This is a genomic window from Polaromonas sp. CG_9.7 (assembly GCF_015752205.1).
Lineage (GTDB): Bacteria > Pseudomonadota > Gammaproteobacteria > Burkholderiales > Burkholderiaceae_C > Polaromonas.
In genome coordinates this window covers 170,951-184,432 of sequence record NZ_JADOVG010000006.1, presented here as the reverse complement: position 1 = coordinate 184,432, position 13,482 = coordinate 170,951, and the positions used below count along the sequence as shown (strand labels likewise).

General features: G+C 55.9%; 16 protein-coding genes. 4 read left to right on the top strand and 12 right to left on the bottom strand.

Annotation, left to right across the window (positions count from 1 at the left end):
- Nucleotides 1-27: 27 nt before the first annotated feature.
- The 3 genes from ftsY (at nt 28) to rpoH (ending at nt 3,100) form a co-directional block, all read left to right on the top strand.
- Nucleotides 28-1,215 carry a signal recognition particle-docking protein FtsY gene (gene ftsY / locus IWX87_RS08510; protein ID WP_196863090.1) on the top strand — a complete coding sequence of 396 codons (1,188 nt, stop codon included), beginning with the start codon at nt 28-30 and terminating at the stop codon, nt 1,213-1,215.
- An 86-nt stretch (nt 1,216-1,301) separates the two neighbouring features.
- The gene (locus IWX87_RS08505) at nt 1,302-1,604 is read left to right on the top strand and encodes a hypothetical protein (protein ID WP_280757349.1); all 303 of its coding nucleotides are present in this window, start codon (nt 1,302-1,304) and stop codon (nt 1,602-1,604) included.
- 557 nt (nt 1,605-2,161) lie between these two features.
- Nucleotides 2,162-3,100: an RNA polymerase sigma factor RpoH gene (gene rpoH / locus IWX87_RS08500; protein ID WP_196863125.1), complete on the top strand. Its 939-nt coding sequence runs from the start codon at nt 2,162-2,164 to the stop codon at nt 3,098-3,100.
- A gap of 77 nt (nt 3,101-3,177) precedes the next feature.
- Here rpoH and IWX87_RS08495 read toward each other — a convergent pair whose 3' ends face one another.
- The 5 genes from IWX87_RS08495 to IWX87_RS08475 form a co-directional block, all read right to left on the bottom strand.
- A complete protein-coding gene (locus IWX87_RS08495; RefSeq protein ID WP_370583812.1) occupies nt 3,178-3,792 on the bottom strand; it encodes an SCO family protein in 615 nt (204 codons plus the stop codon).
- Between the two features lie 14 nt (nt 3,793-3,806).
- Nucleotides 3,807-4,724, bottom strand: a complete 918-nt coding sequence (cyoE, locus tag IWX87_RS08490) for a heme o synthase (protein WP_196863088.1) — start codon at nt 4,722-4,724, stop codon at nt 3,807-3,809.
- Complete coding sequence (locus IWX87_RS08485; protein WP_196863087.1) at nt 4,721-5,905, bottom strand: heme A synthase; 1,185 nt, start codon at nt 5,903-5,905, stop codon at nt 4,721-4,723. Before IWX87_RS08485 ends, cyoE begins: the two co-directional genes overlap by 4 nt.
- Before the next feature lie 142 nt (nt 5,906-6,047).
- A complete protein-coding gene (locus IWX87_RS08480; RefSeq protein WP_370583815.1) occupies nt 6,048-6,695 on the bottom strand; it encodes a hypothetical protein in 648 nt (215 codons plus the stop codon).
- A gap of 84 nt (nt 6,696-6,779) precedes the next feature.
- Nucleotides 6,780-7,526: an SURF1 family protein gene (locus IWX87_RS08475; RefSeq protein ID WP_196863086.1), complete on the bottom strand. Its 747-nt coding sequence runs from the start codon at nt 7,524-7,526 to the stop codon at nt 6,780-6,782.
- 18 nt (nt 7,527-7,544) lie between these two features.
- Between IWX87_RS08475 and IWX87_RS08470 the strand changes: the two genes are divergently transcribed.
- On the top strand, nt 7,545-7,766 hold the full coding sequence (locus IWX87_RS08470; RefSeq protein ID WP_196863085.1) for a twin transmembrane helix small protein: 222 nt from the start codon (nt 7,545-7,547) through the stop codon (nt 7,764-7,766).
- 90 nt (nt 7,767-7,856) lie between these two features.
- Here IWX87_RS08470 and IWX87_RS08465 read toward each other — a convergent pair whose 3' ends face one another.
- From IWX87_RS08465 to IWX87_RS08440, 7 genes are all read right to left on the bottom strand, one after another.
- A complete protein-coding gene (locus tag IWX87_RS08465) occupies nt 7,857-8,741 on the bottom strand; it encodes a cytochrome c oxidase subunit 3 (protein WP_196863084.1) in 885 nt (294 codons plus the stop codon).
- Between the two features lie 56 nt (nt 8,742-8,797).
- On the bottom strand, nt 8,798-9,004 hold the full coding sequence (locus IWX87_RS08460; protein WP_196863083.1) for a DUF2970 domain-containing protein: 207 nt from the start codon (nt 9,002-9,004) through the stop codon (nt 8,798-8,800).
- A gap of 2 nt (nt 9,005-9,006) precedes the next feature.
- The gene (locus IWX87_RS08455) at nt 9,007-9,585 is read right to left on the bottom strand and encodes a cytochrome c oxidase assembly protein (protein ID WP_196863082.1); all 579 of its coding nucleotides are present in this window, start codon (nt 9,583-9,585) and stop codon (nt 9,007-9,009) included.
- 33 nt (nt 9,586-9,618) lie between these two features.
- Nucleotides 9,619-9,729 carry a cytochrome oxidase small assembly protein gene (locus IWX87_RS19615; RefSeq protein WP_231374682.1) on the bottom strand — a complete coding sequence of 37 codons (111 nt, stop codon included), beginning with the start codon at nt 9,727-9,729 and terminating at the stop codon, nt 9,619-9,621.
- 17 nt (nt 9,730-9,746) lie between these two features.
- The gene (gene ctaD, locus IWX87_RS08450) at nt 9,747-11,381 is read right to left on the bottom strand and encodes a cytochrome c oxidase subunit I (protein ID WP_196863081.1); all 1,635 of its coding nucleotides are present in this window, start codon (nt 11,379-11,381) and stop codon (nt 9,747-9,749) included.
- 94 nt (nt 11,382-11,475) lie between these two features.
- On the bottom strand, nt 11,476-12,663 hold the full coding sequence (gene coxB / locus IWX87_RS08445) for a cytochrome c oxidase subunit II (protein WP_196863080.1): 1,188 nt from the start codon (nt 12,661-12,663) through the stop codon (nt 11,476-11,478).
- Between the two features lie 132 nt (nt 12,664-12,795).
- A complete protein-coding gene (locus IWX87_RS08440) occupies nt 12,796-13,290 on the bottom strand; it encodes a DUF2244 domain-containing protein (RefSeq protein WP_196863123.1) in 495 nt (164 codons plus the stop codon).
- Nucleotides 13,291-13,482 lie beyond the last annotated feature (192 nt).

Below are 13,482 nucleotides of genomic sequence, written 5' to 3'. Positions count from 1 at the left end.
GAATGGTGGACTCTACAAGATCAACCAATGTTCAGTTTCTTCAAAAAAAAATTACGCCCTGCCCCGCCGCCTTCGACTGTCGAGGTGCCTGCGCCATCGGTACGACCCGAACCCGGTGGTGACCCTGTTGCTTCCAGCACGCCGCCTGCGCCTTCAACTTCAGTCCCTGCAACAGCGCCAGTTACAGTAAAAAGGCCTGTCGGGAACGGTGGCTCAATGATTGGCAGCGCGCTGGTCACACCGATTGACATTCCCCAGGCGCTGGAACTGGCCATGTCGCCCGAGCGCCAGCGCTGGTTGAGCAAGCTGCAACAGGGCCTGCGCAAGACCGGCTCCAGCATCTCGAGCGTCTTCACCGGCAGCCAGATCAATGAGCAGCTTTACGAAGACCTGGAAACCGCGCTGTTGATGGCCGACACCGGCGTGAGCGCAACGGAGCATTTGCTGGCTGATGTCAGGCGCCGCGTCAAGGAAGGCGGCATGACGCACCCGGTGGCGGTCAGGAATGCGCTGATCGAATCCATCACGGTGCTGCTCAAGCCGTTGGAACGGCCGCTGGTGATTGGCGAATTCACGCCCACCGTTATCATGGTGACTGGCGTCAACGGCGCGGGCAAGACCACCTCGATCGGCAAGTTGACGCGCCACCTGGCCCATGAAGGCGCTTCGGTCCTGCTGGCGGCAGCCGACACTTTCCGCGCCGCCGCGCGTGAACAACTGAGCGTCTGGGCCGACCGCAACACAGTCGAAATCGTCAGCCAGGAAAACGGCGATCCGGCGGCTGTCAGCTTTGACGCCGTCACGGCCGGCAAAGCGCGCGGCAAGGATGTGGTGCTGGTTGATACCGCCGGCCGGTTGCCAACGCAATTGCACCTGATGGAAGAGCTGCGCAAGATCAAGCGCGTGGTGCAAAAGGCCGACGCCACCGCGCCGCATGAAGTGCTGCTGGTGATTGACGGCAACACCGGCCAGAACGCTCTGGCGCAGGTCAAGGCTTTTGACGACACGCTGCAACTGACCGGCCTGATCGTCACCAAACTCGACGGTACGGCCAAGGGCGGCGTGCTGGCGGCGATTGCGCTGTGGGTGCGCGAACGGGCCAAGGCGTCACCAGGCGTGCGTCCCGTGGCAGTTTATTTTATTGGCGTCGGCGAAAAGCTCGAAGACCTCGAAACCTTCAATGCCCGCGAATTTGCCCAGGCGCTGCTTGGCTGATGCGCCCTGCATGCTGGCTTCAGCCTTTGGCAGGCATTGAAAACCACGAGATCGTCGCCATTTGGGATTTTTAAAGGATTGCCTGAGTGAACAACCCTCTGAGTCAGATTTTTCGTTTTATTTTGAAATTGATTTTTGTCTTGTCTGCGGCCGTGATTGCTGTCGGGCTGCTGTTCGTTGCCCTGACGGTGTTTGCCTTGAGTTTGCTCAAGTCATTGATCACAGGCCGTAAATCCGCGCCCCTTGCGGCCTTTGCACATTTTCAGAAATTTTCGCAGTCGGGCACGTGGACCAGCGGATCACCGCGTCAGCCTTCGTCCAAAACCGCCTCAGGCCAGGTCATCGATGTCGAAGCGCGCGAGCTGCAGGATGAGCGTCGCGAGCCCTGAACGCCGGCCTCATTCACTGTATCCGGCCCATTTGACTGCTATATTTTAAATAGCTGCAAATGCATGCTGGCATTGCGCAAAATACACTTTTATTACTAATTTCGTAACTACTCAGGTCACTTTTCAGTTTAAAGCGCAATGAAATGAGCCTCTGTCATCCCGGCCCCGGATCAAGCCCGGGGTTTCAGCACCCGGGAACCATGACTTCTCCCCAAACGGGGTCATGGATTGCCCCGGATCAAGTCCGCAATGACAAAAGAGATTACGGAGAGCTTCGAAGGAGCTGAGTAGTTACCTAATTTCTGAAAATAATCCGCCAATCCTGGGCTGGAATTCTTTTCTTAAAGCACATTCCTTGCAGCTTTACAAGGCTGAAACCAAGTTTGCTGAACCAATAGCACAAACTTCTGTCTGACAGGCAGGGTTAACACCAATTAGTGTTTGGCTATTGGACCCATTAAACAGCTTGTCTGGCACTCTAGGTAGCGGAGTGCTAATATTTAGCATTAGTGAAAAGGAGTGTTGAAATGTCTTATGCCCTTTCCCCCAAGTCGATGATGTCTGCTGCTGTTGCACCGGCTGTATCCGCCAACAGCGTGGCTGCTCTGAATCCTTGGTCGATGGTGCCTCCGCTGGGCAATATTGATGCCTATATTTCGGCGGCGAACCGCCTGCCCATGCTGACACTGGAGCAGGAACAGGAATTCTCAAGAAATCTCAAGGAAAACAACGATCTCGATTCGGCCGGCAAACTGGTGCTGTCGCACCTCCGGCTGGTGGTGTCGATTTCCCGCAAGTACCTGGGCTACGGCCTGCCGCACAGCGACCTGATCCAGGAAGGCAATATCGGCCTGATGAAGGCGGTCAAGCGCTTTGATCCTGACCAGAATGTTCGCCTGGTGAGCTACGCCATGCACTGGATCAAGGCCGAGATTCATGAATACATTTTGAAGAACTGGCGCATGGTCAAGGTGGCGACCACCAAGGCCCAGCGCAAGCTGTTCTTCAACCTGCGCTCAATGAAGCAGGGCTATAAGGACGATGCCGATGTCGCCACGCACCGCGATACGCTGACCGAGGGCCAGATCGACTCGATGGCGCAAACGCTCAATGTCAAGCGCGAGGAAGTCATCGAGATGGAACAGCGCATGTCCGGCGGGGACATCCTGCTCGATCCCAGCCCGGGCGACGATGGTGACGATGCCTTTGGCCCGATTGCCTACCTGGCCGATAGCGCACAGGAGCCAACAGCGCTGATGGAGTCACGCGAGCGTGATGACCTGATGACGGGCGGATTGAGCACCGCACTGGAGGAACTTGATCCGCGTGCCCGGCGCATTGTCGAAGAGCGCTGGCTTAATGTGAATGATGACGGTTCAGGCGGCATGACGCTGCATGACCTGGCAGCTGAATACAAGGTCAGCGCGGAACGCATTCGCCAGATCGAGGTGGCATCGATGAAGAAAATGAAAAAAGTTCTGGCCACTTACGCCTGAGTGCAGCAGCCGGAAAATTCCGGTTTCTTGCAACGCACGTGATTGAAAGCCTGCACTGAAAAGTAGCAGGCTTTTTGTCAACTGCTCTTGATCAGCAGGCGGATATCGGACGCAAGGACTTGCGCGCCTGAGCCATAGCGGTTGTACAGACGGATGCGGCCTTTCTGATCGAACACATAGCTGCCTGCTGAATGGTCCATGGTGTAGCTGCCCTTGGTCTTGCCATCGACCTTCTTGTAATAGATCTTGAAATCCTTGGCAACTTGCGGAAGTTGTTCTGGTGTTGGGCGAAGGGCAAGAAAGCCTGGATCAAAATTGCCCATGTAAGCCTTGAGCAACTCGGCGGTGTCACGCTCCGGGTCCACCGTGATGAAAATCGCCTGCAGCTTGTCGCCATCGGCGCCCAGCAATTGCTTGACTTCGGCCAGTTCGGCCATCGAGGTCGGGCAAACGTCAGGGCACTGGGTAAAACCGAAAAATACCACCACGACCTTGCCGGCGAAATCCTTGACGGTACGCAACTGGCCGTTATGGTCCAGCAGGGAAAAGCCCTGCGCATAGTCAGCGCCGGTCAGGTCGATGCTCTTGAACTGGGGCTTGTCAGGCGCGCAACCTGTCAGCCAGGTGGAGGTCAGAGACAGCGCGGCAAGGCTCGCCAGAATTTTGACGCTACGCCTTCGGGAGGGTTGCATGGGCGTGATGGTTTTCATAACAGATAGTGGTCCAGCAGCAAGGCGGCAAACAGGACAGACAGGTGGATCAGTGAAAAGCGAAAAGTCTTGCGTGCCAGAGCATCGGAATAATTTCTCCAGAGCAGCCAGGCATAAGCGCTAAAACCAATACTCAGCACCACCGCAGCCACCAGGTAAAGCCAGCCACTCATCTTGAAGATAAAAGGCATCATGCAGGCGGCGAACAACACCAATGTGTAAAGAAAAATCTGCAGCCGGGTGAACTCATTGCCGTGCGTGACCGGCAGCATCGGCAGTCCCGCCTTGCGGTAGTCTTCGACGCGGTAAAGGGCGAGCGCCCAAAAATGCGGGGGTGTCCATAAGAAGATGATCAGGAAAAGAATCAGTGCTTCAGGGCCAACCGAGCCGGTCATGGCGGCCCAGCCCAGCACGGGCGGCATGGCACCCGAAGCGCCACCGATGACAATGTTCTGCGGCGTCAGCGGCTTGAGGATGACGGTGTACACCACGGCATAGCCGACAAAGGTCGCAAATGTCAGCCACATGGTGAGCGGATTGACCCAGACATACAAAATCCACGACCCCAAGGCGCACAGGCCGGCGGAAAAAGCCAGTGTCAGCGGGTTGCTCAACTGCCCCTGGGCGGTCGGCCGCCAGGCGGTACGCCGCATCTTGGCATCAATCTGCTGCTCCACCAGGCAGTTGAAAGCCGCAGCCGCGCCGGCGACCAGCCAGATACCAGCACAGGCAATCGCAGCAAGCTGGATATCGGACCCGCTGGGAAGTCCCGGAACCGCAAGCACCATGCCGATCAGCGCACAAAACACGATCAGCTGCACCACACGCGGCTTGGTCAGCGCGTAAAACTGGCTAATACGTGACAAAGCACGCACGTCTGGAGACGTGACAGCGGACGGAGGTGGGGAATTCATGCAGACATTCTCGAAGCATTCAGGGAAGAAACACGCAAAGGCGCAGGCGATGTCTTGCTGGAAAAAACAATACCCGTCAGGACCACCACCAGCGCCGCAGCACCGCCAGTGTGACCAACGGCCGCCAGCAGTGGCCAACCCAGCACCACATTGCTCAATCCGGTAGCTACCTGCAGCAGCATCAGGCCGGCAAGCCAGCGCGCCTGAAGTCGAAACGCCGGCAGCTTGTGCAGGCGCAGCGCCAGCAGCATCAACACGGCAAACACCACATACGCCGCCAGCCGATGGACATAGTGAATGGCCGTCAGTGCCTGAAAGCTGATGTAGCCGCCCTCATGGCTTACGCCCAGTTCGCGCCACAGCGTGAACCCCTGACTAAAATCCATGGCGGGCCAGAATGAACCCTGGCAAGACGGAAAATCAGTGCACGCCAGCACGGCGTAATTGGTGCTGACCCAGCCACCGAGCGCAATCTGCATCCACAGCAGGGCAAACGCAGCAAGTACGAAGCGGCGATTGCCGTTGCTTAAAAGGCTCGGTTTTTCCTGTTCATGCACTTGAGCGTAGCGTACCGACTGCGCGCGCAGCAAGGTCAGCAGGATCAATCCTCCCAGCAGGTGCATCGTCACAATGGCTGGAAACAGCTTCATCGTCACTGTGAGCGCGCCAAATGCGCCTTGCAGGCAGACCCATACCAAGGTGGCAGTAGGCCACCACGGCGAAAGCACAGACGCCGGTGTAGAAATTCCGGCGCTTCGCTTTTGCTCCCGGTACGCCATCCAGGTGACCAGCGTCAGCGTCAGGATCAGCACACCCACGCCCGTAGCAAGGTAGCGATGAATCATTTCAATCCAGGCCTTGGCATGTGTGACCGGGCCTGTGGGCATCACACTCTGAGCGGCCTCGATATGCAATTGAGCACCTACCGGGCTGGCGCTGCCGTAGCAGCCAGGCCAGTCCGGGCAACCCAAACCTGAATCCGTTAACCGGGTAAAAGCGCCAAAAATCACCAAATCGAAAGTCAGGAACAGGGTGACCAGCGTCAGCACACGCAGCCGCTGGGCCACCGGTGCATTCTTGTTGCGCACCCAGACCCAGGCCAGCGGCCCGAGCGCCACCACGAGTCCCATGAGCATCAGCCGCACGGCCGGACTAAGGTTGTAAAGGTCTTGCGTGTTCATGTCAAAAAGCGTCGGGCATTGCCAAGCGCAATGAGTTTTTCCACCAGCAGGGGCCGCGGAACCGGCTTCGCCGGACCGCAGGCGCATCGGCTCCCTCGGGGGGGCAGCGCAGTACGCGAAGCGACAAGCGTGGGGGCCATACTCACCTGCCTTCCTTGTCCCAGCTGCTGGAAGCCCGCAGCAGGCGGTCAAGGTCACGCTTGGCCTTGGCACCAGCTTCAGCATCCATGTCAGCAGGAAAACGCATCATCAGGTTCCCCAGCGGGTCCACCAGATAAAGATGGTCTTCAAGACGTTTTCCCGGTGCCGGCTCAAGCCACTGCGCCACAGCACCTGGCTGCACTCGCAGCACGGTGGCAGCCGCCAAGGCTGGCAGCAGTGCCGGGCGTACAGGAATGTTGTCATCCACCAGCCAGACGCGATCCAGCCGGTCCTTTTCCCGGCCCAGCGATTCGCGCAACTGGCGTTGGAAATACAGGTTCTGTTCGCAGCGCATGTCGCAGGCTCCGCCGGCCACGCTCAGCAGCAGCCACTGGTTTTTCAGTGCGGTCAGTTCGCCAGCCTTGCCGTCCAGCGTCTGCGTGGCCAGTGGCGGCAAGGGACGCTGGGGACTGATCAACTCGCCAAAGTTTCGTCTCCCCTCGGGCCTGACCACGTAATACATGAAATAGGAAGCCACCACCGGGCTGGCGCACACCAGCAAAACAAGAATCATTTTCCAGCGACCGGAGGGGGTATTGGCCGAACGCACTTCGGTCGAGTTGATTGCTGGCATGGCGTGGACGGTCATGCCCAGCGGCTGATCATGGGCTGTGGAAGCAGAAGGCAAGGAGGAAGCGTCAGGGGAATCTTTTGTCACGGTACTTGGAGCCAGTTAATCGCCACGTTGGGCGCGCAAGGAAGCACGAAAAGGAAGAAAGATCTGATACCAGCCATACAAAACAACCACCAACACGCACAAGCCAAACCATTGGAAGGCATAGCCATAGTGCTTGTCGACCCCCAGATTGGGAGCAGCCCATTCGCGCAGCAACCCTTCACTGGGAGCACCGGTCTGCAGCAGGGATGCCTGTTCGAACAGCGGCAAACCGGTTTCTGTCCGGAAAGCCGCCATGTCAAGATTTTGCCGTATCGGCCCCGTATCGGCACCTTTGAATTCATAAAGCTTGGAGGTTGGCGGGGCAATCCGGCCCTGGACCGTGACCACGCCTTCGGGAGTGGTCACAGGTGGCAAACGGGAACGATCGGCGAAGTCACGAGGAGCCCATCCGCGCTGCACCAAAATCGCCTGGCCGGTGCCTTCAAGCACCAGTGGTGTCATGACCCAGAAACCACTTCGTCCATCCATCGGTCTGTTGTCAAGGTAAACCGTATTCGCCGCTTGCCAGACACCCTGAAGTACAGCTTGGCGGTAAATTTCATCCGCTATATTTTTGGTAGCTAAAAGTGACCGTCCATCCAGCGCAGAGAGGCTGTTTTTGTCATTGATTGCGGTTTGGACGGCCTCCTTTTGGGCTGCACGGCGCAATTGCCACTCTCCCAGCGAAAAGGTACCGCCGGCTGTAACCAATGCCGCCAACGTGAGAATCCAGAAATTACGGGATCGCAAAACAGATGTCATAAGCTGATAATCGGATTCATGACTTATCTTGTTGCACTGGCATTTATCGCCATTCTCGCCAGCCTGGGTGCCGCCCTTTTCTTCATGATGAAGGACGGGACTGACGGCAAACGAAAAACCAGCAATATGGCGCGCGCCTTGGCGTTTCGCGTTGGTTTTTCAATCTTTCTATTTGTCTGCATTCTGATTTCATGGAAACTGGGTTATCTCCAGCCGACCGGTATTCCGGCAGGAAAATAACAGGACAGGGCAATAAAAAAAGCCGCTTCAAGCGGCCTTTTTTTGAAGAAACCCAGCGTTGAATGGCAACTGGTTGGAACCGCCAGCAGATTACATCCAGTACACAAGTATATAAAGACCCAGCCACACCACGTCCACAAAGTGCCAGTACCAGGCTGCACCTTCAAAGCCAAAGTGCTTGTCAGCGGTAAAGTGACCTTTTTGCAAACGCAAGGTGATGAACAACAGCATCAGCATGCCGACGAAAACGTGAAAACCGTGAAAACCCGTCAACATGTAAAAGGTCGAGCCATAGATACCTGAACTCATTTTCAGGTTGAGTTCAGAATAGGCATGGAAGTATTCATAACCCTGAACGCACAGGAACACGATACCAAGCAGCACCGTCATCCACATGAAGGCAATCGTGCGGCCCCTGTGGTTTTCACGCAGTGCGTGGTGGGCAATCGTCAAGGTAACGCCCGAGCTGAGGAGCAACGCAGTATTGATCGTGGGCAACCAGAACGGTCCTACCGTCGAAAATGGTTCCACGATGTCGGCAGGCGAGGCAGTTGCGCCGACCGCCGCCAGGCTGGGCCAGACAGCTTTGAAATCAGGCCATAGCAAGGCGTTGTCAAGGCTTCCCAAGGTGGGAATCGCATGACCTCGCGCCCACCAAAGCGCCGTGAAAAAAGCACCAAAGAACATCACTTCGGAAAAAATGAACCAACTCATGCTCCAGCGGTAGGACAAATCGATCCTGTGTCCATACAGGCCGCCTTCGCTTTCGGCAATCGAGTCGCGAAACCACTGAAACAAGGTACCCAGCCAGATCAACATGCCAAAAGCCAGGCACCAAGCACCCCAGCCGGCGCCATTGATCCACTGGCTGGCGCCCACGATCACAAAAAGCAGGCCGATGGCGGACATGACCGGACGACTTGAAGGTCCGGGTACAAAATAATAAGGGGTAGCCCCGTGGGTTGCTGCTGACATCGCTCGACTCCTGTTTTCTCTCGAATTTTCTCTGATCTTTTAATTATCCGTGGTGACTAGCGCGCAACCGCCCAGTTCACCAGCAGCACCAAAACCGCCACAAATACAAAAATACCGACAAGCCCGACAGCAATGATGTGAAGCGGGCTTAAATTTTTAACATCTTCTTCATAGTCACCCTTGGCGCGCAAGCCGACAAAAGACCAGGCCACCGCCTTGATGGTCCGCCAAAGCGACGGCTTGCGTGAAGGCTTTTCTGCCATCTTCAGGCACCAGCCGATTTGGTGACATCTGGAACCGGGGGCGTCTTGCCGCCTACTTCAAAGAAGGTATAGGACAAAGTAATGGTTTTCACATCTTTAGACAGCTTCGTGTCAATCACAAAGGCAACCGGCCACTGTTTCTTTTCACCGGGCGCCAGGGTGTATTGGCTAAAACAAAAGCACTCCAGCTTGTTGAAATGCGCTCCAGCCTGCGCTGGCGCATAACTGGGAATGGCCTGAGCCGACATGGTACGGTTTTGTACATTCTGGAATTCGTACATGACGGTTGTGAGTTCCCCGGGATGTACCTGCAGAGAGCTCTGAGCCGGCTTGAAATGCCACGGTCCACGTGAATTTGCATCGAACTCCACTGTGATGGTGCGTGTGCGATCAACCTGCGTATTGGCCGGAAGCGTGGCAGTGGCACCGGGAATCAGCCTGTCACCCAAGGCCAGCACGTTGATACCGGTCATCTCGCAAATGGCCTTGTAGATCGGCACCAGTGCATAACCGAAGCAAAACATGCCAAGCACGATCACACCCAACTTTTTCAGCATGTTGAAGTTTTCGCGCTTGATCATGGGAATTTTTCAGAATTTAAAAGTTTGACTGGCTTAACGGCCCAGAAAAATCATCTTGGCCATGAAACCAAAAAAGAAAACGATAACTACCGATACCAGGATCAGTGCAAGGCGGAGATTGCTTTTTTTCTGTTCGGGTTTCATGAAATGGTTCGTCAATTTCAGGCAATTACGCGAGTGGCCGTGGCGTCAAGCTTCGGTGGTGTTTCGAAAGTATGGAAAGGTGCAGGCGACGGAACTTCCCATTCCAGGCCTTCTGCACCCTTGCCGCCTTCGTCCAGCCAAGGGTTTGCCTTGGCTGGCACGCCTTTGCCACGCATGGCCGGCAGCACCACGAAAAAGAAGAAATACACCTGTGCAAATCCAAAGAAGAAAGCGCCCACGCTGGCAATCGCGTTGAAGTCGGCGAACTGCATGGGATAGTCAGCATAGCGGCGCGGCATACCGGCAAGGCCCAGAAAATGCATAGGGAAAAATGTGACGTTGAAGGAAATCAACGACCACCAGAAATGGATCTGGCCACGACGTTCGCTGTACATGACACCGGTCCACTTGGGGCTCCAGTAGTAGTAACCGGCAAACATGGCATAAAGCGATCCAGCCACCAGCACATAGTGGAAGTGGGCAACCACGTAGTAGGTGTCCTGCAGCTGAGTGTCAATTGGCGCCACTGCCAGGATCACGCCAGTCAGACCGCCAATGGTGAACACAAAGATGAAGCCGACCGCAAACAGCATCGGCGTCTCGAAGGTCATCGAACCCTTCCACATGGTGGCGATCCAGTTGAACACCTTCACCCCGGTCGGCACGGCGATCAGCATGGTCGAGTACATAAAGAACAGCTGCCCGGTGATCGGCATGCCGGTGGTGAACATGTGGTGAGCCCACACAACAAAGCTAAGGATGGCGATCGAGCCTGTGGCGTACACCATCGAGGCATAGCCAAACAGGCGCTTGCGTGAGAACGCTGGAATGATCTGGCTGATGATGCCGAAGGCCGGCAAGATCATGATGTAGACCTCGGGATGGCCGAAGAACCAGAAGATGTGCTGAAACATTACCGGATCGCCGCCACCGCCTGGATTGAAGAAACTGGTGCCGAAATGGCGGTCAGTCAGCGTCATGGTGATGGCGCCAGCGAGCACCGGCATCACGGCGATCAGCAGGTAGGCCGTGATCAGCCAGGTCCAGCAGAACATCGGCATTTTCATCAAGGTCATGCCGGGTGCGCGCATGTTCAGGATGGTCACAATGATATTGATCGAACCCATGATGGACGAAGCGCCCAACAGGTGAATCGCGAAGATACCCGCATCCATCGCAGGCCCCATCTGCAGCGACAGCGGGGCATACATGGTCCAGCCGCCAGCCATCGCGCCGCCTGGCAGCAGGAAGGACGTGGTGAGCATCAAGGCCGCCGGAATCATCAGCCAGAAGCTGAAGTTGTTCATGCGGGCAAACGCCATGTCCGAAGCGCCAATCTGCAATGGAATCATCCAGTTTGCAAATCCAACGAACGCCGGCATGATGGCGCCAAACACCATGATCAGACCGTGCATGGTCGTGAGCTGGTTGAACAGTTCCGGATTCACAAGCTGCAAGCCGGGCTGGAATAACTCGGCCCGGATCAGGAGGGCCAGGACACCACCGAACATCAGCATCGTGAAGCTGAACAGCAGGTAAAGCGTGCCAATGTCCTTGTGGTTGGTGGCAAATACCCAGCGGCGCCAGCCTGTAGGGACATGGTGATCGTGGTCATCATGCGCGTGATCTGGATGGTCTAGAACTGCACTCATCTTGGCTTCCTTTGGTGGCTTGTGCCTGTAGCTTTTTTGTCTTTTAAGGCTGGGAACGAATCGCTCTACAGCCCGTCATTTATCAGTGATGGAGTTACTTGCGTGCAGCCTGGACTTCGGCGGGCTGAACGATCTGACCGGTCTGGTTGGACCAGTTGTTCTTGGTGTAGCTTGCTACTGCAGCCAGGTCGGTATCGCTCAGCGCTTTCCAGGAAGGCATGGCACCACCGGCAGCGCCGTTCAGAAGAATCTGGATTTGCTTGTTGTGGTCAGCATCCATCACGATGGCCGATCCATCCAGCGGCTTGATGGGACCGGCGCCCTTGCCGTTGGCCTGATGGCAGGCTGCGCAATTGGCGGTGTACACCTTTTCACCACGCGCCTTGAGGTCAACCAGCGTCCAGACTTTGGACGGATCATCAGCCAGGGCAGCAGCCTCCTTGGCCTTGACGGCAACCCAGGCGGTGTAATCCTGAGCAGACACTACCTTGACGTGGATAGGCATGTACGCATGCTCCTTGCCGCAAAGTTCCTGGCATTGGCCATAGAAATCGCCAATCTTTTCTGCACGGAACCAGGTGTCGCGAACAAAGCCGGGAATCGCATCCTGCTTGATGCCAAAGGCGGGCACGGCAAATGCATGAATCACGTCATTGGCAGTGGTAATAATGCGGATTTTCTTGTCGACCGGAACCACTAGCGGGTTGTCTACCTTGAGCAAGTAATTGTCAGGTGCCACTTCGCCAGCTTTGGGGCCGCCATTGTTGGACATTTGACGATGCGCGGTATCCAGCGTCGAGACAAAGCCGATGCCTTCGCCCTCGCCCTTGATGTAGTCGTAACCCCATTTCCACTGGATGCCGGTTGCCTTGATGGTCAGGTCGGCACTGGTGGTGTCTTTTTGGGCAACCAGCACCTTGGTGGCGGGCAGGGCCATGCCGATGACGATGACGAAAGGAACGATGGTCCAGGCAATCTCCACAACGGTTGATTCGTGGAAATTGGCCGCCTTGTGTCCGACCGATTTACGGTGCTTGAGGATGGAATAGAACATCACTCCGAAAACAGCCACGAAGATCAGCACGCAGATGATCATCATGAACCAGTGGAGCCAATGCTGCTCTTCGGCGATGCGGGTGACGGCAGGATGAAGATTGAGCTGATTGACCGCCGGGCCGCCAGGCAGATCGTTGACGGCATAGGCAGCGGTGCTCAGCCAGGCTGCTGCAAAAACGCTTGCTGAGCCGGCATGCTCAAAGCCAAGCCGTGTCAATTTGCTCATGGTGTTGCTCAAGTTCATCGTGATCACTTTTTTTCCGCTTCAATTACCGATTGAATTAACCTGCGATTATAAAGTTTGCGACAGGTCAAATTTCCAAAATTGAAAATGAGGCAGCAACATGCCGGCCACGGTTCAGCAGGCGCGCAAGGCAAAGCGTATTTCGCGCGCCAGCAGGGGCCGCAATTCGGGCCGGACATGGCGACCTACCCGCACCAACCGGCCTTGGCCCGACACTTCGATCAGGGAGCCGTCTTCATTCTTGGGCTCGATGCGAACCCACTGCCGGTTGAAAGCAGCACGCACGGTCCGGCCAGCGGTTTCTGATTCCACGACCAGTTGCCCATCCTGTAAAAATATTTTTTCAGTATCGCCTGCATGACGCGCATAAACAACAAATAAGGTGCCAATGGCCAGCAAGGCAAACGTCATCACGGCCGATGCACTCTGTGACGCCATAAAAGCAGCCGCACCAAGACAGGCAAGGCAAAGCGACAGATAAAACCATCCGAGCTGTGCAGGAGAGATCAGGCTGCTTCGCTTGTGGCGCCAAAGCACGACCGACCCTTGGGAGGAAACATGGTTTTCCGAAACACGGGAAAATTGAAAAGCCGGGGCTAAGTGCAACATATGACGACCCTTACAAAGCAAAAGACAGCGCCGCAAAAAACGGCAAACCAAACCTGAACAGTGTCACAAGCAGTCAAGCCTGATCGTATATGGCCAGATTTAAACAGAAACTGACTCAATCCTTTTTAGGGAAAACCGCAAAGGCCTAAACACAATCCGTCAAGACAATTTGCCACACTTAGGAAGCAAATA

Coding starts and splice junctions, on each gene's coding strand:
- ftsY (WP_196863090.1), top strand. CDS start 28: ATGTTCAGTTTCTTCAAAAAAAAATTACGCCCTGCCCCGCCGCCTTCG.
- coxB (WP_196863080.1), bottom strand. CDS start 12,663: ATGAGCAAATTGACACGGCTTGGCTTTGAGCATGCCGGCTCAGCAAGC.
- IWX87_RS08495 (WP_370583812.1), bottom strand. CDS start 3,792: ATGCAACCCTCCCGAAGGCGTAGCGTCAAAATTCTGGCGAGCCTTGCC.
- IWX87_RS19615 (WP_231374682.1), bottom strand. CDS start 9,729: ATGAAACCCGAACAGAAAAAAAGCAATCTCCGCCTTGCACTGATCCTG.
- IWX87_RS08485 (WP_196863087.1), bottom strand. CDS start 5,905: ATGAACACGCAAGACCTTTACAACCTTAGTCCGGCCGTGCGGCTGATG.
- IWX87_RS08470 (WP_196863085.1), top strand. CDS start 7,545: ATGACTTATCTTGTTGCACTGGCATTTATCGCCATTCTCGCCAGCCTG.
- ctaD (WP_196863081.1), bottom strand. CDS start 11,381: ATGAGTGCAGTTCTAGACCATCCAGATCACGCGCATGATGACCACGAT.
- IWX87_RS08475 (WP_196863086.1), bottom strand. CDS start 7,526: ATGACATCTGTTTTGCGATCCCGTAATTTCTGGATTCTCACGTTGGCG.
- IWX87_RS08460 (WP_196863083.1), bottom strand. CDS start 9,004: ATGGCAGAAAAGCCTTCACGCAAGCCGTCGCTTTGGCGGACCATCAAG.
- IWX87_RS08440 (WP_196863123.1), bottom strand. CDS start 13,290: ATGTTGCACTTAGCCCCGGCTTTTCAATTTTCCCGTGTTTCGGAAAAC.
- IWX87_RS08455 (WP_196863082.1), bottom strand. CDS start 9,585: ATGATCAAGCGCGAAAACTTCAACATGCTGAAAAAGTTGGGTGTGATC.
- IWX87_RS08465 (WP_196863084.1), bottom strand. CDS start 8,741: ATGTCAGCAGCAACCCACGGGGCTACCCCTTATTATTTTGTACCCGGA.
- rpoH (WP_196863125.1), top strand. CDS start 2,162: ATGTCTGCTGCTGTTGCACCGGCTGTATCCGCCAACAGCGTGGCTGCT.
- IWX87_RS08480 (WP_370583815.1), bottom strand. CDS start 6,695: ATGACCGTCCACGCCATGCCAGCAATCAACTCGACCGAAGTGCGTTCG.
- cyoE (WP_196863088.1), bottom strand. CDS start 4,724: ATGAATTCCCCACCTCCGTCCGCTGTCACGTCTCCAGACGTGCGTGCT.